Annotated in this window: 27 protein-coding genes and 1 other annotated feature; of the genes, 19 read left to right on the top strand and 8 right to left on the bottom strand. The window is 36.8% G+C overall.

Annotation, left to right across the window (positions count from 1 at the left end; translation table 11 throughout):
* Nucleotides 1–66 precede the first annotated feature (66 nt).
* The 3 genes from M948_RS23040 (at nucleotide 67) to murB (ending at nucleotide 2,738) form a co-directional block, all read left to right on the top strand.
* Nucleotides 67–858, top strand: a complete 792-nt coding sequence (locus M948_RS23040; protein WP_021288685.1) for a histidinol-phosphatase HisJ family protein — start codon at nucleotides 67–69, stop codon at nucleotides 856–858.
* A gap of 103 nt (nucleotides 859–961) precedes the next feature.
* Nucleotides 962–1,774, top strand: coding sequence for an alpha/beta fold hydrolase (locus M948_RS23035; RefSeq protein WP_021288684.1), 813 nt, complete (start codon nucleotides 962–964; stop codon nucleotides 1,772–1,774).
* A 58-nt stretch (nucleotides 1,775–1,832) separates the two neighbouring features.
* On the top strand, nucleotides 1,833–2,738 hold the full coding sequence (gene murB / locus M948_RS23030; protein ID WP_234447132.1) for a UDP-N-acetylmuramate dehydrogenase: 906 nt from the start codon (nucleotides 1,833–1,835) through the stop codon (nucleotides 2,736–2,738).
* An 87-nt stretch (nucleotides 2,739–2,825) separates the two neighbouring features.
* Here murB and ehuA read toward each other — a convergent pair whose 3' ends face one another.
* From ehuA to ehuB, 4 genes are all read right to left on the bottom strand, one after another.
* Entirely contained in the window at nucleotides 2,826–3,596 is a 771-nt protein-coding gene (gene ehuA, locus M948_RS23025; protein WP_021288682.1) for an ectoine/hydroxyectoine ABC transporter ATP-binding protein EhuA, read from the bottom strand.
* Nucleotides 3,596–4,306, bottom strand: a complete 711-nt coding sequence (gene ehuD / locus M948_RS23020) for an ectoine/hydroxyectoine ABC transporter permease subunit EhuD (protein WP_021288681.1) — start codon at nucleotides 4,304–4,306, stop codon at nucleotides 3,596–3,598. Before ehuD ends, ehuA begins: the two co-directional genes overlap by 1 nt.
* Complete coding sequence (locus tag M948_RS23015) at nucleotides 4,306–4,932, bottom strand: amino acid ABC transporter permease (RefSeq protein WP_038246092.1); 627 nt, start codon at nucleotides 4,930–4,932, stop codon at nucleotides 4,306–4,308. The genes ehuD and M948_RS23015 overlap by 1 nt, the downstream gene beginning before the upstream one ends.
* A gap of 178 nt (nucleotides 4,933–5,110) precedes the next feature.
* Nucleotides 5,111–6,004, bottom strand: coding sequence for an ectoine/hydroxyectoine ABC transporter substrate-binding protein EhuB (gene ehuB / locus M948_RS23010; protein WP_021288679.1), 894 nt, complete (start codon nucleotides 6,002–6,004; stop codon nucleotides 5,111–5,113).
* Nucleotides 6,005–6,482: 478 nt separating this feature from the next.
* Between ehuB and M948_RS23005 the strand changes: the two genes are divergently transcribed.
* The 4 genes from M948_RS23005 to M948_RS22990 all read left to right on the top strand — a co-directional run bounded on the left by M948_RS23005 (nucleotide 6,483) and on the right by M948_RS22990 (nucleotide 9,393).
* Entirely contained in the window at nucleotides 6,483–7,400 is a 918-nt protein-coding gene (locus M948_RS23005) for a ketopantoate reductase family protein (RefSeq protein ID WP_021288678.1), read from the top strand.
* Nucleotides 7,401–7,417: 17 nt separating this feature from the next.
* Nucleotides 7,418–7,600, top strand: a complete 183-nt coding sequence (gene ytzI / locus M948_RS23000) for a YtzI protein (protein WP_021288677.1) — start codon at nucleotides 7,418–7,420, stop codon at nucleotides 7,598–7,600.
* A 4-nt stretch (nucleotides 7,601–7,604) separates the two neighbouring features.
* Nucleotides 7,605–8,585: a Gfo/Idh/MocA family protein gene (locus M948_RS22995; RefSeq protein ID WP_021288676.1), complete on the top strand. Its 981-nt coding sequence runs from the start codon at nucleotides 7,605–7,607 to the stop codon at nucleotides 8,583–8,585.
* 94 nt (nucleotides 8,586–8,679) lie between these two features.
* On the top strand, nucleotides 8,680–9,393 hold the full coding sequence (locus tag M948_RS22990; RefSeq protein WP_051170007.1) for a nitroreductase: 714 nt from the start codon (nucleotides 8,680–8,682) through the stop codon (nucleotides 9,391–9,393).
* A gap of 42 nt (nucleotides 9,394–9,435) precedes the next feature.
* On the opposite strand, the gene M948_RS22985 is transcribed toward M948_RS22990, so the two are convergent.
* Nucleotides 9,436–9,996 (bottom strand): M15 family metallopeptidase, encoded by a 561-nt coding sequence (locus tag M948_RS22985; protein ID WP_021288674.1) that lies wholly within the window; start codon nucleotides 9,994–9,996, stop codon nucleotides 9,436–9,438.
* A 131-nt stretch (nucleotides 9,997–10,127) separates the two neighbouring features.
* Here M948_RS22985 and M948_RS22980 point away from each other — a divergent pair, with 131 nt between their 5' ends.
* The 9 genes from M948_RS22980 (at nucleotide 10,128) to M948_RS22940 (ending at nucleotide 17,877) form a co-directional block, all read left to right on the top strand.
* The gene (locus M948_RS22980) at nucleotides 10,128–10,745 is read left to right on the top strand and encodes a glycerol-3-phosphate acyltransferase (RefSeq protein ID WP_021288673.1); all 618 of its coding nucleotides are present in this window, start codon (nucleotides 10,128–10,130) and stop codon (nucleotides 10,743–10,745) included.
* A gap of 18 nt (nucleotides 10,746–10,763) precedes the next feature.
* Nucleotides 10,764–11,249 carry a DUF456 domain-containing protein gene (locus M948_RS22975; RefSeq protein WP_021288672.1) on the top strand — a complete coding sequence of 162 codons (486 nt, stop codon included), beginning with the start codon at nucleotides 10,764–10,766 and terminating at the stop codon, nucleotides 11,247–11,249.
* Between the two features lie 19 nt (nucleotides 11,250–11,268).
* Nucleotides 11,269–11,835 (top strand): cysteine hydrolase family protein, encoded by a 567-nt coding sequence (locus M948_RS22970; RefSeq protein ID WP_021288671.1) that lies wholly within the window; start codon nucleotides 11,269–11,271, stop codon nucleotides 11,833–11,835.
* Complete coding sequence (locus tag M948_RS22965; protein ID WP_021288670.1) at nucleotides 11,828–12,367, top strand: GNAT family N-acetyltransferase; 540 nt, start codon at nucleotides 11,828–11,830, stop codon at nucleotides 12,365–12,367. The genes M948_RS22970 and M948_RS22965 overlap by 8 nt, the downstream gene beginning before the upstream one ends.
* Before the next feature lie 35 nt (nucleotides 12,368–12,402).
* Nucleotides 12,403–12,625 (top strand) — a binding site (T-box leader).
* A gap of 69 nt (nucleotides 12,626–12,694) precedes the next feature.
* Nucleotides 12,695–14,134 (top strand): proline--tRNA ligase, encoded by a 1,440-nt coding sequence (gene proS, locus M948_RS22960; protein ID WP_021288669.1) that lies wholly within the window; start codon nucleotides 12,695–12,697, stop codon nucleotides 14,132–14,134.
* 372 nt (nucleotides 14,135–14,506) lie between these two features.
* Nucleotides 14,507–15,661: a M20 family metallopeptidase gene (locus tag M948_RS22955; protein WP_021288668.1), complete on the top strand. Its 1,155-nt coding sequence runs from the start codon at nucleotides 14,507–14,509 to the stop codon at nucleotides 15,659–15,661.
* Nucleotides 15,662–15,683: 22 nt separating this feature from the next.
* Nucleotides 15,684–16,469: an ABC transporter substrate-binding protein gene (locus tag M948_RS22950; protein WP_031334875.1), complete on the top strand. Its 786-nt coding sequence runs from the start codon at nucleotides 15,684–15,686 to the stop codon at nucleotides 16,467–16,469.
* Nucleotides 16,470–16,502: 33 nt separating this feature from the next.
* Nucleotides 16,503–17,162 carry an amino acid ABC transporter permease gene (locus M948_RS22945; RefSeq protein ID WP_021288666.1) on the top strand — a complete coding sequence of 220 codons (660 nt, stop codon included), beginning with the start codon at nucleotides 16,503–16,505 and terminating at the stop codon, nucleotides 17,160–17,162.
* Nucleotides 17,155–17,877, top strand: a complete 723-nt coding sequence (locus M948_RS22940; RefSeq protein ID WP_021288665.1) for an amino acid ABC transporter ATP-binding protein — start codon at nucleotides 17,155–17,157, stop codon at nucleotides 17,875–17,877. The genes M948_RS22945 and M948_RS22940 overlap by 8 nt, the downstream gene beginning before the upstream one ends.
* A gap of 45 nt (nucleotides 17,878–17,922) precedes the next feature.
* On the opposite strand, the gene M948_RS22935 is transcribed toward M948_RS22940, so the two are convergent.
* Nucleotides 17,923–18,402 (bottom strand): glutathione peroxidase, encoded by a 480-nt coding sequence (locus M948_RS22935; protein WP_021288664.1) that lies wholly within the window; start codon nucleotides 18,400–18,402, stop codon nucleotides 17,923–17,925.
* A 76-nt stretch (nucleotides 18,403–18,478) separates the two neighbouring features.
* Nucleotides 18,479–19,354: a LysR family transcriptional regulator gene (locus M948_RS22930; protein ID WP_021288663.1), complete on the bottom strand. Its 876-nt coding sequence runs from the start codon at nucleotides 19,352–19,354 to the stop codon at nucleotides 18,479–18,481.
* Between the two features lie 143 nt (nucleotides 19,355–19,497).
* On the opposite strand from M948_RS22930, the gene M948_RS22925 reads away from it, so the two are divergent.
* On the top strand, nucleotides 19,498–20,823 hold the full coding sequence (locus M948_RS22925) for an aspartate aminotransferase family protein (RefSeq protein ID WP_031334873.1): 1,326 nt from the start codon (nucleotides 19,498–19,500) through the stop codon (nucleotides 20,821–20,823).
* A gap of 50 nt (nucleotides 20,824–20,873) precedes the next feature.
* On the opposite strand, the gene M948_RS22920 is transcribed toward M948_RS22925, so the two are convergent.
* Complete coding sequence (locus tag M948_RS22920; RefSeq protein WP_021288661.1) at nucleotides 20,874–21,842, bottom strand: oxygen-dependent tRNA uridine(34) hydroxylase TrhO; 969 nt, start codon at nucleotides 21,840–21,842, stop codon at nucleotides 20,874–20,876.
* Between the two features lie 230 nt (nucleotides 21,843–22,072).
* Here M948_RS22920 and M948_RS22915 point away from each other — a divergent pair, with 230 nt between their 5' ends.
* Together M948_RS22915 and M948_RS22910 are read left to right on the top strand one after the other, a co-directional pair.
* Nucleotides 22,073–23,806: a PrpR N-terminal domain-containing protein gene (locus tag M948_RS22915; protein WP_021288660.1), complete on the top strand. Its 1,734-nt coding sequence runs from the start codon at nucleotides 22,073–22,075 to the stop codon at nucleotides 23,804–23,806.
* A gap of 292 nt (nucleotides 23,807–24,098) precedes the next feature.
* Nucleotides 24,099–25,088 carry a 2-keto-3-deoxygluconate permease gene (locus tag M948_RS22910; RefSeq protein ID WP_021288659.1) on the top strand — a complete coding sequence of 330 codons (990 nt, stop codon included), beginning with the start codon at nucleotides 24,099–24,101 and terminating at the stop codon, nucleotides 25,086–25,088.
* Nucleotides 25,089–25,124: the final 36 nt, after the last annotated feature.

The raw sequence follows: 25,124 nt of genomic DNA, 5'->3' as shown, positions 1-25,124 counted from the left end.
AAATAAAGTTATATAGTATTCTAATAATTATAAAAGAAAAAGTCAACCAAAGGAGCGATATTTTTTATGTTTGATTATCACATGCACAGTACTTTTTCGGCAGATTGTGATACACCAATGGAGAAGGCAATCGAAGAGGCAATTCATAGAGGGCTTAGAGAAATCTGCTTTACAGAGCATATTGATGAAGATTATCCAGATCCTACGATTACCTTTGATTTAGATTTAGCTGCTTATGATAAAAAAATTAGAGAAATGCAACAAGCATATGCAAATAGGATAAGTATAAAGAAAGGGGTAGAGATTGGCATTCAGCCACATCTTATTTCTAATTGTAAACGGGTGGTTGAGCAAGAAGTTTTTGACTTTGTTATTTGTTCAATGCACACCACTCAAAAGAAAGATTTACATTCCGGTGATTTCTTTAAGAATCAAACGATAGAGGAAGCATATCAGCAATATTATCAGGAATTATATGCATGTATTACGCAATTTAAAGAATTTCAAGTACTGGGACATATTGACTTAGTAAAGCGATATACGAAAGGACAAGAGAGTAATCATGATTTTCATTCCATTCTTTCACAAATATTTCATGAAATAATTCCAGCTGGGAAAGGTATAGAAATAAACACCTCTGGTTTCCGTTATGGGCTTAACAGTGCCATGCCAAGTACAGATATCTTAAAGCTTTATAAAGACTGTGGCGGAGAAATTATAACTGTGGGTTCAGATTCACATGTAGAAACGACAGTAGGCTCAGGGGTTGAAGATGCAATTCGTTTATTACGCTATCTAGGGTTTAAATATGTCACGACATTTGAAAACAAACAACCGATCTTTCATCCCATTACGTAATGTTTATCGAATGTCCTTGTTTTGAAAGAAAACAATCATGAGACATGCTATAATTGGGTAGAACAAATTAGATTCAACAGGTTGTATAAATGAGGGAAAATGTTTGAAGAAGAAACATATTATAACAATAACGTCAATTGGTCTAATCATCCTTGGTTTCGCGGCCCTTTTATACATGCCAAATAAGGCAAATTCAGATTATGATAAAGTAAGGCCAACCCTATTTGTACATGGTTATAAAGGTACCATAAATTCATTTGGTAATATGTTAAACCGTTTTGAATATGACTATCATTGGGGAAATAAAGCGATCGTGTATTATGTGAAGCAGAACGGAGTTGTTCAAAAATATAATCTCAGTAAAGGAAAAAAAGAACCGGTATTTATTCAAGTTGTGTTTGAGGATAATCGGGCAAGCTTTGAGGTGACGGCAAGTTGGCTTGCAAAAGTGTTAGAGGATATGAAGCAAGTTTATTCCATCGAAAGTGTCAATATAGTCGGGCATTCAATGGGAGGAATTGTGTCATTAGAATACTTGAAGCAATTTCAGGGTGTGAATTTTCCAACAGTACGTAAATTTATTGCTATTGGTAGTCCGTTTGATGGAATTTATAGTGAAGAGTATTTTAAAATAAATCGTGATCCTGCAGCTGCGGATTTACATCCTGATTCTCCTGCATTACAATACCTTCGTGAGCGTCCGTTTCCAGATCATATCGAAGTACTTAGTATTGCAAGTACAGGAGATGCAATTGCTGTGCCAGAAAGTGTACACTCATTACGAAATATTGTACCAGAGGCACAGCTACAGGAGAAAGTTATTCATAATGATCAATTAAGTCATAGTGGCTTACATGAAAGCAGGAAAGTGGATCATCTCATTTATAAATTTCTGTGGCAAGATCATATACAATAGCTTACAATATATTGGAATAATGTTTAAAGGAATGATACGTGTGGGATTGAATCATCATATGTACGATAAATTAACGGAAATAACCCCGAAGAAAAATGTGATGGTGGATGAACCATTAAAGAATCATACGTATACTCGCTTAGGCGGGAAGGCTGATTTTTTAGTAACACCGGAAACATATAATCAAGTACAGGAAATAGTCAAACTAGCAAATAGGGAAGAAATCGCATTTACCCTACTCGGTAATGGATCTAATCTGATTGTAAAAGATGGTGGTATCCGGGGGATTGTTATGAATTTGAAGCAGTTAACCGATATTTCAACAAATGGATCAACCATTGTAGCTCAAAGCGGTGCTAGGATCATTGACGTTTCCAGGGAAGCCCTTGATAAGACATTGTCTGGATTGGAGTTTGCTTGTGGAATCCCAGGATCTGTCGGTGGTGCCTTATTTATGAATGCAGGGGCTTACGGAGGCGAAATAAAGGATGTACTCGTGAGCTCGAGAGTAGTAGATAGAGAAGGAAATCTTTTAACAAGGACAGCAGATCAACTGGATTTGGATTATCGTACGAGTAATATTCCTGAGAGAGGATATATTGTTCTTGAAGCAACGTTTTCCTTGTCGCAAGGTAGTTATCTAGATATTAAAGCAATTATGGATGATTTAACGATGAAACGAGAAACGAAACAGCCATTAGAATATCCTTCATGTGGGAGTGTATTCAAACGACCCCCAGGTTATTTTGCAGGGAAATTAATACAAGATAGCGAATTACAAGGATCACAAATTGGTGGTGCTCAGGTTTCCTTAAAACATGCAGGATTTATTGTGAATAAAGACCAGGCAACGGCAACGGATTATATTCAATTAATTCGTCACGTGCAAAAAACAGTAAGTGATAAATTCGGGGTTCAGTTAGAACGAGAGGTAAAAATTATAGGGGAAGATCCAATACATTAACAAGAAGCTGTAGCTCCGTTTTAATGGAAGCTGCAGCTTCTTGTTTTTATAGCAAACTTCAAGTTGGTGTTCTCTGCTTTTAGCCCTTTAATTTCTAAAACGGTGTAAAAAGCTTTGTAAACGGTCGTTTTTAGAGTGTTCAATGACTTCGCTCGCGGTTCCTTGTTCAGCAATGACACCTTCATCCAAGAACAATACTTTATCTGCGACGTCAAGAGCGAAATCCATTTCATGGGTTACAAGAATCATTGCCATCTCACCGTCTTTAGCAATATCTCGGATCACTTCAAGCACTTCACCGACTAATTCTGGATCCAAAGCTGAAGTTACCTCATCAAATAACATGACTTTTGGTCGCATAACTAAAGCTCTTGCCATAGCTACACGCTGCTTCTGACCTCCGGAGAGCTGGCTAGGATAGTTATCTAATTTATCACCAAGTCCCACTTTTTTTAGCATTTCAATGGATCGGTTTTTGGCAGAGGATTTGCTTTCCTGTTTCACATGGATGGGTGCAGTCATACAGTTTTCTAAAATTGTCATATGAGGAAAAAGATTAAAGTGTTGGAATACCATTCCGATATCTCCTCGAACTGCTCGTAAATGTTTTTCATTTGCTGTAACCTGTTTTCCTTTTTTATCCATCTTCCATAAGTTCGTTCCATCTACAATAATGTCACCAGAAGTAGGCTGTTCCAATGTCATTAGCATTCTAATGATGGTGGTTTTCCCAGAACCACTTGGCCCAATTATAGCTACTTTTTCTGCTGGTCTTATATCTAAATCAATTCCTTTAAGTACTTTTACATCACCAAAGGATTTATGAACATCATTAAACGTAACAATCGGTTCTGTCATTATGCTGTCGCTCCTTTACTACTATTAAGTGCTTCCTTCTTGTCAAAGCGGCGGTTCATTTTCTTTTCTAGCTTATTAATTAGTATAGCAGAAGGATAACTCATTATTAAAAATAATATTGCTACAATGGTAAGAGGTTCTAGATAAGTCCAATATTGTGCTCCATAGCTGTTCGCCATATGAAGTATTCCTGCAACTCCAATTGTAGAAGCAAGAGGCACCTCTTTAAACATAATAATAAGATAGTTTCCTAACATTGGTATTGTTGGTGGAATAGCTTGCGGCAATATAATTTTAGTCCACTTCTGTTTCGTAGAAAAGTTTAGTGATTTGGCTGCTTCCCATTGCCCTTTATCTACTCCGTCAATACCAGAACGGTATACTTCTCCAATATAAGTACTAAAGTGAATACCTAGCCCAAGAATCGCACTTGTGAAAGGATCCAGGGTGACCCCTACAACTGGAACCATCGGCCATGCATAATAAATAAAGAATAGTTGTACTAACGGTGGCGTTGAGCGAATAAATTCCATTACCCACGTTACGATCCAGTTAATTGGTTTAAAAGGAATTCTACGCAGGAATGTCCAAAAAAAGCCGAATATAAGAGCAAATAAATAACAAGCGATGGTTAATCCCAGTGTTATTCCTAGCCCTTCTAAAACAATAGGAAATGCTTCTGCAAATACTTCCCAACTCCAATTACTCATTAATTAGCCACCCCTTTCTTTGAAATGCCCTCCAATTTCCGAGTTAAGAAGATTAACGGGAGAGCAAGTATGAAATAGAAGAACAATACTAAGATATAAACTGTCGGCGCCTGGGATAGATTAGAGCTTCGAATAATATCTCCATAGTAAAGAATATCGGTCATTCCAATTAATGATACAAGAGAAGTTGCCTTTAACATTTGAATTAAATAATTTCCGAACTCGGGTAACATCATTCGCACTGCTTGGGGAAAGATAACAAGCCGCATTCGCTGAAATCGCGACATATTCAAAGCAGTCGCAGCCTCTGTTTGTCCTTTGGCAACTGCGAGAATCGATCCACGTACAATTTCTGACATATAGGCGCCATAATTTAATGCTATCGCAATAACACCGGCCCACCAGTTACTACCAAGTTCAATACCAAATAGCATCGGAATGGCATAATAGAGCCAAAACAATTGGACAATTAATGAAGTTCCCCGGAATACCTCGACATAGAATCCAGTAAATTTACGTAGAAAAATATTAGAAGAAAGTCGGCAAAGCCCAGCAATAAATGCAAATAGATAACCAAAAAAGGCAGAACCGAGCAGAACAGTAATCGTGATTGTTAATCCCTTCATTAGGGAAGGGAATATTTCTATGACCGCATTAATGATAATCACTCCTTTAGTAGATTGGCTGCTTCTTTAATACGTAAGATAAAAAATATAGGGCCAGACACCCTGGGCGAGGGAGCCGGACCCTATGGAGTCATCATGTTTATAAACTGTAAAGTTGTTCAGTTTCGTGGAAGGTAGATTAGATGTCACCGTTACAAATTTTTTCCGTAGTAATATCTGCTTCCACCATATTATTTTGTTCGCTGAATCCATTCTTCTCCAGTAATTCTGCTACTGTGCCATCTTCTTTCAATTCAGCAAGTTTTTCATTATATGCATCACGCAATTCCGTGTTATCTAGATGGAAAGCTGCCGCACCATAACTTGGTACACCTTCAACATCTGGTTGTTCAAATCCTTCTACGAATTCTAATTTATCGCTATTCAACGATTCGTATGCCATTTTAATTGTCATCTCTGTACCGGTTGTTGCATCTGCTCTACCAGATTCTACAGCTGATAAAGTAGCTGGTATATCATCTGCATTCGTTATTTGATCTTCGCTTACACCTTCAGATTTAAGAAATTCATTTTCTGTTGCCCCAGCCATAACCGAAACGGTAGCATCTGGATTATCTGCTATATCTGTGTAGCTTTTAAGATTTAGTGGATTTCCTTTTTGGACAATAAGTCCCTCACCGTATTTCATTTCAGGTTCACCGAAGGCTGCGTTCTCACAACGGTCAGGATTAATAGCCATCCCTGCCGTAATAACGTCGAATTGGCCAGCTTTAAGGCCTGGAATTAATTGTCCAAAATCAGCTAATTTCGAATCCATATTTTCCACACCAAGTTCCTTAAATACAGCTGCTGCAATATCAACTGCAGCTCCCTTCAATTCGCCATCTTCCCCCTCATATGCATATGGTTTTTCATTAGCAAAACCAATAGTTACGGTTCCTGCCTCTTTTAATTCGTCTAATTTACTTCCGCTGCTTTCGCCATCTTCCCCGCTTGCACTATCGTCTGACCCGCATGCTGCTAGTGCGAACATGGTTAATCCTAGAACAAGCATAAGTAAGAGTTTCTTCATGTAATTAATTGCCTCCCTTTTTTATTTAAAAATCTATTTTTCTATGTATTGCAGTGCCCAGTTGGTCGGCGCTAGCAATCTTGCGTCTTTATTCCTGGGTAAAAATCACTGCATTTTTATTAAAAAAATAGATTTAAAGAATGGATAGCCTCCTTTATATGCAGTTATATTAAAATGTTACAGGGCTTTTACAATTGATTCAAACACAGTAAATTTTGATAATTTGCAATTTATTACGAAAAATCGATGTATAGGGTATATAAAATTTATATACATAAATATACTGTGGTATCATCCTTTAAGCTTTGGTATGTTCATAAATATGTTGATATAGGGAATAATTACCATTTTATTGAGTAGTTATTGTTAGACACCTATCCATTAAAAAAGTACCATTAAGATAACCAAATAAACATGATAAGATAGCATTGGACGACTATCTCTTAATAGCTATATTATTCAAAGGGGAGGGGAAAATATGCATGTTGTTATACTAGGTGCTGGCGCATTGGGGGGGTATTTTGGTTTACGGTATCAAGAGGCAGGTGCTAAGGTTACCTTTTTAGTTCGGGAGAGGAGAGCTGAACAGATTCAAAAGCATGGGCTTGCCATTCGTAGCCCTCAAGGTGATTATGATGTTAAAGATCCTATATTGTGTACGGATCCAAATAATATAGAAAAACCAGATATAGTGATTGTAAGTGTGAAAGGCTATCATTTAGCTGGGACGTTAGATTCTTTACAAGTACTCGTTCAAAAAGGGGCATATATTCTTCCGGTTCTAAATGGTATTGAACATATGGACATTTTGCAGGAAAAATTAGGCGAGAAGAACATACTTGGCGGACTTTCCTTTATTATTGCTACATTAAATGAGCAGGGGTATGTGGTACATTCAAGTGATTTTCATGAGCTTGTGTTTGGGCCAATAAACTCTAGTCAAGAAGAGGTATGTAAGCGATTAGAAGAACTTAGTAGTAAAGCTGTCATGACTGCAACATACCATCCATCCATTTTATATGAACAATGGAAGAAATACATGTTTATTAGTGCTTTTTCCGGAATTACCACGGCCATCAATTTACCAATCGGTCCAATTAGAGAGCATAAAGAGACATTTGCGATTGCAGTAAATCTATTACAAGAGATGAAAAAGTTAGCAAATGCATGCCAAATTAAGCTTACCGACGATGATGTAGAAATGGCAAAAGAAAAACTACTAGGTCTGAATAATGAAGCAACATCATCGATGCACCAGGATAGACGTAAACAATCCCCACTCGAATTGGATCATTTACATGGAGCAGCCATTCGACTTGCTAAACAAAAAGGTCTTACGCTCCCCTATACAAATATGGTGTTAGGGATGGTTAAGCCATTTGCAAATCTAACATAAAGTGAGGTATGTTCTTTGTGTCTACTTATATTGTAGTAATTATCGCCTGTATTATTGTAGTCGCAATCGTTCTTATCTTGTCCTTAGTGACGATCTCAAAAGGATACGCTTATAAGCATGAAATCGATCCATTACCAGATGAATGGGAAACAACAGAAGGAAAGCACGAAGAAGATAGTACGGATAAAAGGGGAGAATAGAGCTTTGAAGTATTCTACAATAGGAACAAGTTGGATAACCGATGCTTTTATTGATGCTGCGCAACAATCAGGGGTAGCTGAATTAGTCTCGGTCTATTCAAGAAATGAACAAAAAGCCCATCGTTTTGCAGAAAAGCATGGAGCAGCTCATATATTTACGGATCTGCAAGCGATGCTTACGGATGAAAGTGATGTTGTGTATGTTGCTTCACCCAATAAATTGCATGCCGATCATATCAAATTATGTATACAGAATGGGAAACATGTATTTTGTGAAAAACCAATGGTATATACTGTGCAGCAATTAGAAGAGATAATGGACTTGGCGAGGGCCAATGATGTCTTCGTTTTTGAAGGGTTCCGGCATCTATTCTCTCCTAATTACAAAATCTTAAAAGAACAACTATTACAAATTGGCGTTATTCGTAGTGCCATGTTTCAATATGTGAAATATTCATCAAAATATGATCAATATAAAGAAGGTAAAGATCCAAATATATTCTCTAAAACTTTTGCCGGTGGTGCATTAATGGATTTGGGTGTATATCCGTTAAGCATGGCAATTGATTTGTTTGGACAGCCCGAGAAAGTCAATTATTTCCCAGTTTTATTATCTAATGGGATTGATGGTAGTGGCACAATTGTATTAACCTATAAGGGTTTTATTGTAACTATTCTTTGTTCAAAAATTGCCAATGCAAGCCTGCCGTCAGAAATTCATGGTGAAGATGGTTCCTTGACGATGGATAGTGTAGCTCCAATTAGTGATCTGCAATTATATGACCGTATTGCTTCAAAAACAACTTTGCTTGCAAGTCAACAATATGAGGCTGACATGATCTATGAAATTCAAGCTTTTGAGAAAATGTTGAAAGGAAAAGATAGGAAATGGCATGATGCCTGTCTGGAAAGAAGCCGTATCGTTGTCCAAATAACTGAACAACTTAGAAAAGAAAATGGAATCCTTTTCCCAGGTGAATCATGATATAATATAGAAACAAATAAAGCTGTTGGTCGCATTCAACAGCTTTATTACTTTTGATATGATAATCGATCATTTATGATATACATATAGGATAATGTACAAGCTATACAGATATCTAAGGAGGGGTCGTCCCATAGATAAGAATTATTTTCAAAAGTTAGTCCGTAGTAGAAGCTCAATCAGGGGATTTAAATCGACGCCGGTAAATAGCGAGACCATTACGGAAGTTTTGGAAGATGCTCAATTTACTCCTTCCAATTGTAATACGCAACCCTGGGACGTTCATATTGTATCCGGGAATATAAAAGATGAATTAAGTCGCAAGATTTTAGAAGCGAATCGTAATGGCCAACATACTGCTGATTTTTCATTTGATACAAAAGATTATTATGCGCGTTATTCTGAACGTCAAATAGAACAAGCCATTGCTTATCAACAGGCGATGGGAATCGATAGGAATGACCGTGAAGGCAGAATGCGTGTCGTTAACTTAAACTATGAATTCTTTCACGCTCCTCATGTTGCCTTTCTATTTATGCCATCTTTTGGGGATAACGTTCGAGTAGCCGCCGATATTGGGATGTATGGTCAGTCATTTTTATTAGCTCTTGCAGCGAGGGGATTAGGTGGCGTTCCGCAAACATCATTAGGCTTTTTTGCTAATCAAGTCAGAGAATCTCTAGACATATCAGAGGACATGAAACTATTATTTGGTATTTCATTTGGTTATCCGGATGAAGACTTCCCTGGAGCTTTGATGCGTGTTGGTCGAGATTCCGTTAATAAAAGTGTAGCTTTTCATTCATAAGGAAAAGCTACATTTTTTATTAGAAAGTGGTAACAAAATAAACTATTCTTGTGCAGGCTTAGGGCGTATACCACGTTGCAGTTGTTCAATGCTTAAGCCAAATGTTATTTGTAAATGTGGATAATCTTTAAATCCTTCCCAGTCTCCACCCCACTCAAATCCTAGATTTTTTGCAATATTTGCAACCTCGAACCAATCGGATTGATTATTATTATTGCCATCGTAATGGATATCCCAAATTAACTCGCCGTTTTTGTTTTCAAGTGCATAGTCGATAGCAAGTCCATAATTATGATAGGATTCGCCACCTTGTGCGTATGTCACAATCTCGCCATCTGTCGCTCTTCCTTGCTGATATAATTCTTCTTGGCGTTCAAATGAGCGAACGTCATCCGTTATCACTACATGGATATCTTTCGTTACTGCTTGTTCAATTAATTTATTTTTCTTCTCTTCCACCGTTGGATGTAATTCCGTTGCTGCTCCAACATCTTCTCTTTGGTCTGTATACTCTTCGTTTTGTCCTTGATAAAGTTGGAATAAGATGATGAGAAATACGGAAATTAGCAGCCATGGAAGTAGTATTTGTTGCAATTTTCTCATGGTGATCTCCTCTAATGTAAAAATATTATTTCTTCTTTAAAGGGTATTAAGTTGAAATACCAAAATCTTAAAAAATCTTTATTATTTTCTTCCAGTTTTACGTTATAATGAGTAAAAGGAAGGGGGATATAATGATTACGTTAGCTGTCTCAATTATTGGATACTTAGCAGGCTGCCTGCATGGATCGCAGCTAGTAAGTATATATAAACAGGTGGATATAAAGAAGAATGGAGTAAAAAACGCAGGTGCTTCTAACGCGACTATTTTACTTGGATGGAAATATGGGATACTAGTTGCATTAATTGATATATTTAAAGCTACGTTTGCAATATTACTTGTACTCTATATTTTAAATGAAAATGGGATCAATGGTAAAGAGCAAACATTGCTCATCTATATTACAGCTTTATTCATTATTCTAGGACATAACTATCCAATTACAATGAAATTTAGTGGAGGAAAAGGGACTGCTTCACTCGTCGGCATCTTATTAGCCATAGATTGGAAAATTGCTGTTATTGGAATAGGAATACTGTTATTATTTACTTTTGCAACGGATTACCTAGTTGTTGGTGTATTATGTATGTATCTTTCTTTTTTAATTACAACGTTTGTTTTTTTTGGCCCAGAGCCCACTTCTATCGTCATTTTTTTATCAATTTTAAGTGTAGCGAAACATATGGAGAACTACAGACGTATAATTACGAAGCAGGAAACAAAACTATCATATATGTTTTCAAAAAAGTAAGTGACGTTGGAGGTAACTATGTTAGACATAATCATGTGGATTTTAATTAGTGCATTGTTTATTTTAAGTTTTGTAGGGGTCATTTTCCCAATTGTTCCATCCGTACTTGTGATATGGATTGGTTTTCTCATCTATCACTTTGTAATTAACGCAAATGAATTAACGATGTCATTTTGGATAGCAATGTCTATTATTACGGTAATTCTCATTGTTGCAGACGTTATTGCAAATGGTTATTTTGTAAAAAAATACGGTGGAAGTAAGTGGGGAGAACGTGGTGCAGCGATTGCTGTTATTGTAGGTTCATTCATTATTCCTCCATTCGGGATATTAATCGTTCCGTTTTTAACCGTGTTTATCATTGAATTAATGCAGCAACGAACCGTACAAGAAGCACTTTTAGCTTCTTTTGGTTCATTAGTAGGTTTTCTAGGAGGAACGATAGCTAAAGTAATTATCCAGCTGTTTATGATTATTTGGTTCTTTGTTGCTATCTTATTTTAGTGTATAGGGGGATGCTGTAATGAGAAAGGCTTTGATCAATGTAGATTATACGAATGATTTCGTGGCTGATGATGGTAAGTTAACGTGTGGAAAGCCAGGTCAAGCTATTGAAACATCTATTGTTAACTATACAACTAACTTTATACAACAAGGGGAGTTTGTTGTATTTGCGATAGATACACATGTAGAGGGAGATAATTACCATCCAGAGTCTTCGCTTTTTCCAGCGCATAATATACGTGGCACTTCAGGCAGGAACTTATATGGAAAACTTGCAAAAGTTTATCAAGAACATCAAGACAAAGAAAATGTTTACTTTCTTGATAAGACAAGATATAGTGCATTTCAAGGTACGGATTTAGAAATGAAGTTACGTGAGAGAGGTATAACGGAAATACATCTTGTAGGAGTTTGTACAGATATTTGTATTTTACATACAGCCATGGATGCCTATAATAAAGGATTCAACATTATCGTCTATGAGGATGCAGTAGCAAGCTTTAATCACACAGGGCATGAGTGGGCATTGGCGCATTTTGAAAAGACATTAGCTGCAAAAGTTCTTTCCAGGGGGGATTGTGATTAATATTGCGTTGAACGATCCATATAGTGGATATACAGTTAGAAAAGCAAAATTGGAAGACATGGATGAAATTATTCATTTACTGAAAACTGCTGCACAATGGGTACAAGCAAAGGGGATAGAACAATGGGGTCATTTACTAACTGGAGAGGAAGACGCTAAGATTCAATCAGACATCCAATCTGATACGACATACGTTGTAGAGCAAAATAATCAGCTAGTTGCTACATTTAATCTTTCTAATCAACAGAATGAATGGGATATTTGTATGTGGGGTCATCGGGAAGATAATGCCTTTTATCTTCATCGCTTTGCTGTGGGCAGCAGGTATCATGGCAAAGGGATTGGAAAACAAATTCTACAATGGATGGATAATCAGTTAACTGGAACAAATTGCTTTCTTCGACTTGATTGTGTGGCTGATAATTCAGGTCTAAATCAATTATATAAACACGCCGGTTTTGTGTATCTTAAACAGAAGGATATCGATGGTGATTTGTTTTCCTTGTATCAAAAGTCCTTCGTTAAATCTTGACTTTGTTAATTGTAAACTATATAGTGAAGGTAATATCTGTAGCAATGAAGGAGATTAGTATAATCTGGATGTCTTTTTAGAGAGGGAATGGCCGCTGAGAATTCCTAAGGCAATGGTTAGAACCTGCTCCCTGAGCTCACTGTCGGAAAGGCTTCTATGTTATAAGGCAGTGCGGATCGTATCCGTTATCAACAAAGAGTGTACGTAGTGTCATTATATACGTAAACAAGGGTGGTACCACCAACCTCGGTCCCTTTATTGGATGGAGGATTTTTTTAATGTTTTTAATCGTATTTTATTACTATATATCGTAAAGAGGTGTTTGATTTGGGCAAAAAGAATAAGCAGTTTGTAGAAAAGATAACTGCAATGGAAGATGATTTTGCACAATGGTATACAGATGTAGTAAAACAGGCTGATCTCGTTGACTATGGTCAAGTTCGCGGCACTATGATTATTAAACCTTATGGTTATGCTATTTGGGAAAATATCAAAGATGAGCTTGATAAAAAATTTAAACAAACAGGCCATACCAATGTTGCCTTCCCATTATTTATTCCTGAAAGCTTATTACAAAAAGAGAAGGATCATGTAGAGGGATTTGCACCAGAAGTTGCATGGGTGACTCACGGAGGAGAAGAGGAGTTAACAGAACGCCTTGCGATTCGTCCTACTTCCGAAGTGTTATTCTGTGATTACTATTCCAAAAACATTCATTCCTATCGTGATTTACCTAAATTGTATAATCAGTGGGGGAATGTCGTTCGTTGGGAAAAAACTACACGCCCATTTTTACGTTCCTCGGAATTCCATTGGCAGGAAGGCCATACTGCTCATGCTACAGATGAGGATGCATCAAAAGAAACGAATCAAATGTTAACTATTTATGCGGATCTCGTTGAAGAATATCTAGCAATTCCTGTCTTGCGTGGTAAGAAAACGGATAAAGAGAAATTTGCTGGTGCAAAATACACGTTAACAATCGAAAGCCTTATGCATGATGGGAAAGCTTTGCAGTCAGGTACCTCGCATCATTTTGGATCTGGATTTGCCGAAGCATTTGATATTACGTACTTAGATGAAAATGGAGATAGTCAATATGTTCATCAAACCTCTTGGGGGCTTTCCACGCGTATTATGGGAGCATTAATTATGGTACACGGTGATAATCGAGGGCTAGTAATTCCACCTCGCATTGCTCCAACACAAGCAATGATTGTTCCAATTGCACAACATAAAGAAGGTGTGTTGGACAAAGCTTATGAATTGCGTGATCAATTAAAGGATATTGTTCGTGTTGATATTGATGCTAGTGATAAGATGCCTGGATGGAAGTTTAATGAATATGAAATGAAGGGTATCCCAGTTCGAATTGAAATGGGGCCAAAGGATATGGAAAAAGAGCAAGTGGTTCTTGTACGTCGCGATACAGGCGAAAAAGAATTCGTTCCTTTAACTGAACTACAAACAAGATTGACGGCACTTTTAGAAGAAGTCCAATTGAATTTGTATACGAAGGCAAAGAATCATCGTGATAAAAAAACAAGTATTGCCACTACGATAGAAGAATTTAGTCGTGTATTACATGAAAATCCTGGCTTTATTAAAGCAATGTGGTGTGGAGACCTAGCTTGCGAAGAGAAAATCAAAGAAGATACGTTAGCTACTTCCCGTTGTATTCCATTTGAACAAGAGCAAGTTGCGGATATCTGTGTATGCTGTGGAAAACCAGCAAAAGAGTTAGTTTTTTGGGCAAAAGCTTATTAAAAAGAGACGAAGATAAAAAAATCTTATTCCAATAATAATCCGGACGGTTTCTTTCGAATCTGTTCGGATTATTTGTTTACACTTAAAATTTCTTCTATCATTACGCCATCAACATACTTCGCTTCTGCTATACGTACTTAAACTGTGCTTTGTTTCACCTTCAATTAATAGTTATTTTACCATTCGGGTTTTGGATTAGCTATTCTAGTTGTGTCCAGAAGTTTTTTATGCATTTAATCATAACTAATTGACAATGTAAAAGAGACTGCCGTTCTGTGAAATGGTGGAATAAAATAACTATTGCATAGCTATACATATTGTGGTATAAATATACATATAAATTAATAAATATGCATATGGGTGGGAACGAAGATGGATGCGTTTTTGAAACAACAAATAGAAGAAATTCATTTAGAGTTATGTACAATTAGTGATGACTTATACAAGCATCCAGAGTTAGGAGATCAAGAATATGAATCGATGAAAGCTCTCGTTCATTTACTAGCAAGTCATGGATTTACGATTGAAACTGGTATTGCAGATCGAGAAACTGCTTTTAAAGCGACATTTAAAGGTAAACAACCAGGACCTGTGATTGCATATTTAGCTGAGTATGATGCTTTACCAGAAGTTGGACATGGTTGCGGTCATAATTTAATTGGCACGATGAGTGTTGGAGCAGGTATTGCGCTAAGCAAACAGGTAGAGGAGGTTGGGGGAAGTGTTATAGTTTTAGGGACTCCTGCTGAAGAGACAAATGGTGCCAAGGTGCCAATGAGTGAACAGGGGATTTTTGATGAAATGGATGTAGCAATGATGGTTCATCCTAGTGACAGTTCCTATGAGAGTGGAGAATCATTAGCTATGGATGCAATTCAGTTTACTTATTACGGGAAGTCTTCACATGCAGCAGCCTCTCCTGAGCAGGGAATTAATGCACTTGATAGTGTTATTCAATTATTTAATGGGATAAATGCTCTACGCCAGCATCTTTCGTCAGATATTCGAATTCATGGCATCATATCAGAAGGTGGACATGCTGCCAACGTTGTACCTGATAAGGCGACTGCTCAGTTTTATGTACGGGCGAAGGAGAGACGCATGTTAAATGAAGTTGTTAATCAAGTGAAACATATTGCAAATGGTGTAGCGATGATGACAGGAGCAACACTCGAGATATCTAACTATGAATTGAGTTATGACAATATGCTAACAAATCAACCATTATCAAAAACGTTTACAAATCATTTACAAGAAATAACAAAAAAACCTGTGCAAGCAGCTAAACAAAACTATGGATCTATTGATATGGGCAATGTTAGCCAAGTTGTGCCAGCCATTCACCCTTATATTGGTTTGGATGAGCCAGGATTAATCGCGCATACAAAGGAGTTTGCGGATTTAACGATAACAGATAAAGGTCATCAGGTAATTGCAGATGGGGCTCTGGCTCTAGCAAAAACAGGTTTTGAAATCATAACAAACCCTATATTGCTCTCTGAAATTAAAGGGGCATTTAATAAATAAAAACGAAATTGAGGGGAAGAAAATGATGAAATTAACGAACTTATTTATCGTATTCATGCTAATTGGTGCGGTATTAGCCGCGTGTGAAAGTCAAGGTAATAATGGCGAGGCTTCTAGTGATGCGAATTCAGAAGGCAAGAAAGTACTTAAGATGGCTACTTCTGCGGATTTCCCACCCTTCGAATCTCGTGACCCAGAAGGTAACTTTGAAGGTTTTGATATTGAACTAGCACATATGATTGCGGACGAATTAGGTTATGAATTAAACATAGAAGATATGAAATTTGATGGATTAATTGGTGCTTTACAAGCAGATCGAGTAGATATGGTTTTGTCTGGTATGAGTGCTACAGAAGAACGTAAAAAGAATGTTGATTTTTCGACGGAATATCATCATTCAGGAGAATCATTCCTAACCAAAGCTGATTCGGATATCCAATCACTCGACGATCTGAAAGGGAAAACAGTTGGTGTGCAGCTTGGTACGATTCAAGAGGAAGGTGCAGAGAAACTAGCTGAAGAATATGGTTTTGAAGTGAAGAAAGTTGATAACTCTGGCCTACTTGTTCAAGAATTAAATTCCAATCGAATTGACGTCGGGTATATGGATAAGACCGTAGCAGTAGGCTATCAAGAGGAGCAAGGGTTAAGCGGATTTGATGATCCAACAACTAGCTCACCTGGCATGGCTATTGCTTTCCCGAAAGGAAATGACTTCGTTAATGAAGTGAATGGAGCATTAGCGAAATTAGAAGAAGAAGGAAAAATTAAAGAACTGGAAGAAAAATGGTTATCTAACGTTGAATAAAGCAATAGATAGAGAAAAGCGAGGTGATAAGGCATGAATTTGGACTTCAGCCAAATCGTGCCTTATATTCCTTTTATACTTGAGGGAATATGGGCTACATTAAAATTTGTAAGTGTTTCGATTCTAATGGGATTTATATTAGGTACGCTATTATCCCTATGTAAAATTACAAAAACCCCCCTATTAAAGTGGTTAGCGGATGCGTATACGTCAATATTTCGAGGGACGCCACTTATTTTACAACTCATGATTATTTATTATGCTGTACCACAATTAACGGGGTATGATATCTCTGCGTTTTTATCAGCTGTTCTCGCCTTCGGTTTGAATTCGGCAGCATATATTTCCGAAATTATTCGCGGTGGGATTTTAGCAGTAGATAAAGGACAAACCGAAGCGGCAGAAGCTTTAGGGGTACCATATAAACCGATGATGCTAAATATTATCTTACCACAGGCATTTAAAAATATATTGCCTGCAATGATGAATGAGTTTATTACATTAACAAAGGAATCAGCACTTGTATCTACCATAGGTTATTTAGATATTATGCGAAGAGCGCAAGTTGTTGGTTCAGATTTGTATCGTAACTTCGAACCATTGTTATTTGCTGGTCTCATATATTGGGTAATTGTTTATATTCTTACCTCTGTAGGAAGATTAGTGGAACGGAGGCTTCGTCAAAGTGATTAAAGCAAACAATATTACGAAAGTATTTGGTGAAAGTACAGTTCTTCAGCAAATAACTACTACAATCAAGCAAGGGGAAGTAGTGACTATAATTGGACCTTCTGGGTCAGGTAAATCTACTTTTCTACGTTGTTTAAACCTATTAGAAGACCCAACAGAAGGACAAATATTTCTTCACGATCAGGAAATTACGCTGCCTAAAACCAATAAATTAGTTATCCGTAAAAATATCGGAATGGTTTTTCAACATTTTCATTTATTTCCACATATGACCGTACTAGATAATGTTTCTTATGCGCCGCAAAAGGTGAAGGGTGTATCAAAACAAGAAGCAGAGAAAACGGCCAAGCAGTTACTAACGAAAGTAGGATTAACGGATAAAGAGGATACGTATCCCAACCGTTTATCTGGTGGACAAAAACAACGAGTTGCGATTGCAAGGGCATTAGCAATGGAACCAAGTATTATGTTATTTGATGAGCCGACTTCAGCATTAGATCCAGAAATGGTGAAAGAGGTACTGGATGTGATCAAAGATCTGGCACAGACGGGTATGACGATGGTGATTGTAACGCATGAAATGAATTTTGCGAAAGAAGTAGCTGATCGGGTCTTGTTTTTGGATAACGGTAGATTAGTAGAAGAAGCAGAACCTACGAGATTTTTTGAACAGCCAACTTCCGAACGAGCTAGAGATTTTCTTGATAAGGTACTATAAGGTAAGAGAAAGGGGAGACCAAATGTTCATTGGCCTCCCTTTAAATTATGCTTTTAATGCAGCTTCAATATCTTTCGCTAGTTGATTTGGTTTTGTTTGAGGAGCATAGCGGGCAATTACCTCTCCTTGTTTATTAATCAGAAACTTGGTGAAATTCCACTTGATCTGCTTTGTTAACATACCTTTCGCCTCTTCTGTAAGGTGCTTAAACAATGGATGAATATTTTCTCCTTTTACATCTACCTTGCTAAACATGGGGAAGGTAACCCCATAATTTAATTGACAGAAATCTGAGATTTCATCGTCCGAGCCAGGATCTTGATTATTAAATTGATTACATGGAAAACCAAGTACATTAAATCCTTGTTCCTTATAAGAATTGTATAGGTTTTGTAAGTCTTCCAATTGAGGCGTGAATCCGCATTTACTTGCTGTGTTTACAATTAAAAGAACATCCCCTTGATAATCTGCTAAAGATTTTTCCTTCCCATCTATTAAAGTAGTTTGAAAATCATAGACATTCATACCAATAGCCTCCTTTAAAAAAAGAATAGCAATAGGGGGTGTCACTGTCAAAATGAATGGTTTAGTTAGTAACCGGTTAGTTAGTTATGAAATCAATAAATAATTTTGTTGCATCATCAACGGTTTGTTCTTTTTTAATAATTAATTCAAAATCTCGTTCTATTTTAGGAATTCCGTCTATTTTAATTGTATGTAATAAGCCATTATGCAAGTCATTTTTAACAGAAAAATATGGAAGAAACGAAGCACCTATATTATTTTTAACCATTTCTTTCGCACCATCAATACTATCAATCTCAGCAACAATATTTGGAGCCAGTTCTACCTTTTTAAAAGCGTTTTGAATTAATTTCCAATCTTTGGTCTCTGGCTTATATAAAATTAGTGGTGAATTAGCTAGATCCTCAAGGGTTGGCTTATCTAATTTACTTAAGGGATGATCTGAATGGTAGACTAGTATCATTTCATCTTCTTCGATACAGAAACTTTCGATTTGTGGGTGATAAATAGAGCGAACAATTCCGGCGGAAACGTCTTGATTAAGTACCATATCTAAGACTTGATCAGAATGGCCGGAGAAAACGCTGAATTTAATGTTTGGGTAAGTATCTCTGAAGGCTTGTATGCGACTAGGGAGGAAGTAGCCAGCACCTGAAAATACAATAGAAAGAACTACTTCACCATCAAATAGTTCGTTCCGTTTTTGAATAGAGCGTTTTCCTTTTTGAATGGAGTCGACAGCTGCTTGTGCAAAAGCAAGAAATGTTTCCCCCTCCTCAGTTAAATAAACGTTTGAATAATTACGTTCAAATAATGGCGCGCCTAGCTCCTTTTCTAAAACTTTTATCTTAGAACTAATAGATGGCTGCGATAAAAAAAGTAATTCACCTGCTTTACTAAAACTCCCTGTATTAGCAATATAAATAAAGGCCTCAAGCTGATCAAAGTTCAACTGTATTCCCACCTTATTATTAATTTTTATATGATCATAAAATATTTCAATTCGACTTGTCAATGTAATTCCATTACCATGAAAACGATACAATAAATATCTCGTTATTCAATCAAAAAATACAGACGAACTAACGCAAAGAGGTGGGCAGGTTGATAAAACGTATGAATCAATCGTTGGCATATATGGACAGAGCTAAACAGGTGATGCCAGGAGGAGTGACAGCCAATATTAAATATTTTGAACCACATCCAATTGTTATGAAGAAAGGCCATGGTGCATATTTAACGGATGTGGATGATAATGAATATGTCGATTATCTATTGTCCTATGGTTCATTAATGCTAGGACATGGACATCCTGTAATTAAACATGCAATTCAATCCCAACTAGATACAAGTGGTACGTGGTTATTCGGAACTCCACATGAGTTAGAAGCAGATTTTGGAGAGAAGTTAAAGCAATACTTTCCAAGCATGGAACTTCTTCGGTATACGAATTCAGGAACAGAGGCAACCTTGCTTGCTTTACGTCTAGCAGCAACTTATACTGGAAAACATAAAATAGCTAAATTTGAAGGACATTATCATGGCGGTTATGATCAGGTGTTATTAAGTGTGGATCCAGATGTTAATGAAGCTGGCCCAGCAGAGGAACCTCTATCTGTACCTGCATCAAAAGGAGTGGGAGCCTATCATCAAGACCATACGGTTATTTTGCCGTTCAATCATTCATATGCGTTTGAGTTACTAAAGCACCACAGGGATGAAATCGGAGTGGTAGTATTAGAACCTATCCAAAGCGGGTTTATCCCGGCACAAAAAGTGTTTATGGAAGAATTGCGTCGTCTTACAAAAGATTTAGGTATTGTTCTCCTATTTGATGAAGTGAAAACTGGATTTCGAATAGGTATGGGAGGGGCACAAGGCTACTATGGCATTGAGCCGGATTTAACTGCTTTAGGAAAGGTCATTGGAGCTGGATTCCCGATGGGGGTTGTCGGTGGAAAACGGGAGATATTGATGGAAAGTGCGCCTGTTAAAAATAATGCTACCAATTTAAGTTCCAAAGATGTACTTTTCCATAGCGGTACGTACAATGGTCATCCAATGATCTTAGCAGCAGGACTTGCAACCATTCAAGTGTTAGAAAATGAGTTTGACTTTGTAGTCATGCAAACAAATGAATTAAAACAGCAATTAGAAAGGCTGTTTGCAACAAAAGGAATTGCTATGCAAGCAATTGGGATAGGAGCAATGTTTAATATAGTATTTACGGAAGAAAAGGTTACCAACTATCGTGAATATCAAATTGCTGATTTTCGTTTAAGGAAAGATTTAGATGCTCATTTGTTAAAAGAAGGTATATATGCAAAGCCGTGTAATCGATATTCCTTATCTACACAGCATGGAGAAAAGGAAATAGAAAAGACAGTAACAGCTGTGACTGGTTTTCTTAACCAGATGTAAAATAAAAAGAAGACGTCCTTTATAAAAGAAGGACGTCTTCTTTCTTGTCATTACGCATTTTGCATTAAACTTTCACCAATTCGTGCTAATCGTTGTTCCACTTCTTCTTGTGAAAGCTCCTGTTCTTTAATATATAAATTTCGAGGACTCACCCGACATTCATGTGTACAACCCCGTAAATACGTATGCTCATTTTCTTCAGAGCAAAGAATTTGTTTATTACAATCTGGGTTTGCACAGTTTACATATCGTTCACAAGGTTTTCCATCGAAATAATCCACACCAACTACTACGTGTTCTTTTTGATTTACTGGAACAGAGATACGTTCATCGAATACGTAACATTTTCCATCCCATAAATCACCTTGAACTTCAGGATCTTTTCCGTACGTAACGATTCCACCATGTAATTGGTTTACATCTTCGAAACCTTCTTCTAATAACCAACCAGAAAATTTTTCGCAGCGAATACCGCCAGTACAATACGTTAATACTTTTTTATCTTTGAATTGTTCCTTATTCTCACGAATCCATTCTGGTAATTCACGGAATGTTTCTATATCTGGACGGACGGCACCGCGAAAATGTCCTAAATCATATTCATAATCATTACGTGCATCAATCACGACAGTGTTTTCATCCTGCATAGCCTCGTAGAATTCCTTAGGAGATAAATGATTACCTGTTGTTTGTAACGGATTTATATCATTCTCTAATCGAAATGTAACTAACTCTTTGCGAGGGCGAACATGCATTTTTTTGAAGGCATGTCCATCATGCTCATCAATTTTAAAAACCATATCTGCAAAGCGATGATCTTGATGCATCGTATCCATATACAATTTGGTTTGTTCTTTTGTACCTGATACAGTACCATTGATCCCTTCCTGTGCTACTAAAATTCTACCTTTTAAACCAATGTCTTTGCAGAATTTAAGATGCTCATCAGCATAGCTTTCTGGGTCATCAATTTGGACATACTGATAGTACAATAATACTTGATAATTATTGTTCTCCATGTTGTTTACCACCTATCATTTATATTTGCAAGATACAAATGTTTGGTAGCCGTTATTCAATTTTTTCTATCTTGCAAGAGATATTATACCAAGGTTTGATATGAATTTCAAAACAGCTTTATTTTGCATCATGTTCCTTATTTTATCCACTGAAAGAGCGTTGATGTACAAGAGAAACGAACTATGTAATAATAGAGTTGTTTAAAAATGGAACAAAAAGAGGGATGACATTGATTAAAGCATTATTAATTGCCCCTTATCCTGGGTTAGTTGAAATCGCAAAAAACCTTCAGATTCCCAATTATATGCAGTTAGATATACAGACAGCAAATTTAGAACAAGGGGTAGAAATTGCTCGCAACGCCGAACGACAGGGGTATGAGATTATTATAAGTCGCGGTGGTACCGCAACAATAATACAAGATGAAGTATCGTTACCTGTTGTTCATATTGATATTACTGGATATGATATGCTTCGAGTTTTTACATTGATAAGCGGCCTGCAAAAGAAGGTTGCACTTGTAGGATTCGCTAATATATCACGCGGTGCTGCAACTTTGTGCAATATATTAGAACTCAATGTAAAAATGATTACTATCCAATCTAGAAGTGAGGTAAAACACCATTTACAAGAATTAAAACAAGAAGGATATTCTGTAATAATCGGGGATGTTGTAACCGTTCAGGAAGCTAAACAACTTGGCTTACGTGGAGTGTTGATTACTTCAGGAAAAGAAGCGTTAATGGATGCTTTTGAAGAAACGAAGAGGTTACATCACTTAGCTAATAAAATTAGATATCAAACAAAATATTTATCTGATATGTTTGCCGCTTTACCAATACCTGCAGTTATAATTGATGAATCGAAGCAAATCGTTGATTACAACAATGTTTTTCAAGTACATCCAAGATATAAAGAAATCTTACATACGAAGCAATTGAACAACATTATCCGTAAAGTTTTGAGTTCAGGAGCAGACTGTTGGAGTGAAATTAAGGGAGAAAATCAGGTATTTATGACTCAGGCATATAAAGTAAATGAAGAAGATTCACTTGTAGGTATTCTGGTACACGCAGAAGTGGAGAAACCAGAATACGTTCATTTAAAGGTAACTAGTCATCCTTCTCCCTTACCGATTATCGGGGATAGTGAACAAAGTAAAAGCTTAACTAACAATATGCCTACCTATGCGTCCACTAATCATTCCATTTATATTTACGGAGAAATTGGTACTGGTAAAAAGACATTAGCCAAGATTATACATTTTGAGCGTTTTGGAAGTCATGTACCTATCATCGAAGTAGCTGGTTCATTGAATCATGCTGAGTTAAATAGCTTAAAAAAACTGGTTCGAACTATTAAACAAGCAACATTGCTATTAAGGGATGCCGATAAAATGAGTAAGAGTGAACAATCAAGCTTGTTAAAAATAGTAAGCAATAAATCAATAGATGTACAAGTAATATCAGTAAGTAATGCATCGATAGAAAAGTTGGTAAAAAAGGGTGCATTTAGCCAAAAGTTATACGATCAGTTAACGGATCATACGATTCATATGATTCCATTACGAGAAAGGAAAAGGGATATTCCAGCGTTTATCAATTATTTCTTAGCTGAATTCCATACGGACAGTGGCTATGAAGCGATTGGAATGAAAGAAGATGCAATGGAATTACTTATGCAATTGGAGTGGGAATTAAATGTAGCGCAATTAAAAAAGGTTTGTAGAGAGCTAAGCTTAATGACAACGGGTTATTATATTGAAGCAAAGCATGTAGAGAAACTGATACAAAATAAAGGAATTGGTGATTTTTCCATACCAATAGAGGGTACATTAATGGAAATGGAGCAACGGGTGATTAAGCGCGTGCTCGAGGAGGAGAATAATAACCAATCCAATGCCGCAAAACGATTAGGGATTAGTCGCACAACATTGTGGAGGAAACTTCATAACGAAGGCTAACGAGTGAACATGAAGGGAAGCAGAACATTGCTTTCCTTCTTTTTTTGTTTAAAAATGAAACGATATTTAGTAGGGATAAATTAACTGTTGCAAAATAATATACGAAAGGGTACAATTATCACTGAAATCGCTTTAATTTTTGTTTCATATTTGAACGATAATAATTAGTCCATAGACTATAGTTTTTTTTAATCGATTATGAAAGGGCTTTATAATTGATTCATTAATAATGAACTGTGGATTCCGTTCTTATCACTTGTATTTATATCTAATTTTTGAGGGGGAGAAAAAAATGAAGATTAAAGCCACATTAGAGAAAATACCTGGAGGTATGATGGTTGTACCATTATTATTTGCTGCATTATTGAACACTTTCGTGCCAGAGTGGTTACGTATTGGTAACTTTACGCAAGCGCTTTTTGTAGATGGTGCTAGCACATTAATTGCTCTGTTTTTACTTTGTACGGGTGCTCAAATTAATTTACGTAATGTAGGGGTTAGTTTAGGGAAAGGTGCTACATTACTTGCGACAAAATGGGTCGTTGGTGCAATCGTTGGTTTGCTTGCTTACATGTTTGCTGGGGATAACGGGCTTTGGATGGGGCTAGCTCCGATTGCTATTATTGCTGCCATGACAAATAGTAATGGGGGATTGTATGTTGCTATGGTTGGTCAGTATGGAGATAAAACAGATAGAGCGGCATATTCCCTCTTGGCATTAAATGATGGACCGTTTTTCACGATGGTAGCATTAGCTATCTTCGGTACGATGGGCTTTGTAGATGGTATGTTTTCTGTAGTATCATTTGTATCCGTTTTATTACCAATTGTTGTAGGAATGGTTCTTGGTAATTTAGATGGAGACATGAGAGAGTTTTTGAATAAAGGAAGTTCTATGTTAATTCCATTCTTTGCATTTGCACTAGGTATGGGAATCGATTTTGCAAGTATTATTGAAGGTGGACTTGGCGGTATTGTGCTTGGTTTACTAACTGTATTTGTTACTGGTACAGCAGGATATTTTGTATTTAAAATGATGAAATGGAATCCTATTGCTGGTGCGGCAGAGGGATCCACAGCGGGTAATGCTGTAGCAACTCCTGCTGCAATTGCTGCGGCGAGTTCTGCTTTTGCTGCTAATGTGGAATTAGCAACTGTGCAAGTTGCGGCATCTACGGTAACGACGGCTATATTACTCCCAATCTATGTTGCTTTCTTAGTCAAACGACTGGAGAAAAAAGGAGTAAATATACCCGAAGATTATGTTATTGAAGAATCATAATTCATAAACGGAAATAGAAAATCAAATTACGGCTTT

Source organism: Virgibacillus sp. CM-4, from assembly GCF_000445495.1.
Lineage (GTDB): Bacteria > Bacillota > Bacilli > Bacillales > Amphibacillaceae > Virgibacillus > Virgibacillus salexigens.
Note: the sequence above shows the minus strand (reverse complement) of the source record. Positions and strands in the feature narration are given on the sequence as shown.

Excerpts from the sequence above, each read along its gene's own strand:
- M948_RS22935 (WP_021288664.1), bottom strand. The coding sequence starts at position 18,402 with ATGAATGTCTATGATTTTCAAACTACTTTAATAGATGGGAAGGAAAAA.
- murB (WP_234447132.1), top strand. The coding sequence starts at position 1,833 with ATGTACGATAAATTAACGGAAATAACCCCGAAGAAAAATGTGATGGTG.
- ehuB (WP_021288679.1), bottom strand. The coding sequence starts at position 6,004 with ATGAAGAAACTCTTACTTATGCTTGTTCTAGGATTAACCATGTTCGCA.
- M948_RS22980 (WP_021288673.1), top strand. The coding sequence starts at position 10,128 with ATGATTACGTTAGCTGTCTCAATTATTGGATACTTAGCAGGCTGCCTG.
- M948_RS22955 (WP_021288668.1), top strand. The coding sequence starts at position 14,507 with ATGGATGCGTTTTTGAAACAACAAATAGAAGAAATTCATTTAGAGTTA.
- M948_RS23040 (WP_021288685.1), top strand. The coding sequence starts at position 67 with ATGTTTGATTATCACATGCACAGTACTTTTTCGGCAGATTGTGATACA.
- M948_RS22920 (WP_021288661.1), bottom strand. The coding sequence starts at position 21,842 with ATGGAGAACAATAATTATCAAGTATTATTGTACTATCAGTATGTCCAA.
- M948_RS22910 (WP_021288659.1), top strand. The coding sequence starts at position 24,099 with ATGAAGATTAAAGCCACATTAGAGAAAATACCTGGAGGTATGATGGTT.
- M948_RS22975 (WP_021288672.1), top strand. The coding sequence starts at position 10,764 with ATGTTAGACATAATCATGTGGATTTTAATTAGTGCATTGTTTATTTTA.
- M948_RS22945 (WP_021288666.1), top strand. The coding sequence starts at position 16,503 with ATGAATTTGGACTTCAGCCAAATCGTGCCTTATATTCCTTTTATACTT.
- M948_RS22985 (WP_021288674.1), bottom strand. The coding sequence starts at position 9,996 with ATGAGAAAATTGCAACAAATACTACTTCCATGGCTGCTAATTTCCGTA.
- M948_RS23015 (WP_038246092.1), bottom strand. The coding sequence starts at position 4,932 with ATGAAGGGATTAACAATCACGATTACTGTTCTGCTCGGTTCTGCCTTT.
- ehuD (WP_021288681.1), bottom strand. The coding sequence starts at position 4,306 with ATGAGTAATTGGAGTTGGGAAGTATTTGCAGAAGCATTTCCTATTGTT.
- M948_RS22990 (WP_051170007.1), top strand. The coding sequence starts at position 8,680 with ATGTACAAGCTATACAGATATCTAAGGAGGGGTCGTCCCATAGATAAG.
- M948_RS22970 (WP_021288671.1), top strand. The coding sequence starts at position 11,269 with ATGAGAAAGGCTTTGATCAATGTAGATTATACGAATGATTTCGTGGCT.
- M948_RS22950 (WP_031334875.1), top strand. The coding sequence starts at position 15,684 with ATGATGAAATTAACGAACTTATTTATCGTATTCATGCTAATTGGTGCG.
- ehuA (WP_021288682.1), bottom strand. The coding sequence starts at position 3,596 with ATGACAGAACCGATTGTTACGTTTAATGATGTTCATAAATCCTTTGGT.
- M948_RS23005 (WP_021288678.1), top strand. The coding sequence starts at position 6,483 with ATGCATGTTGTTATACTAGGTGCTGGCGCATTGGGGGGGTATTTTGGT.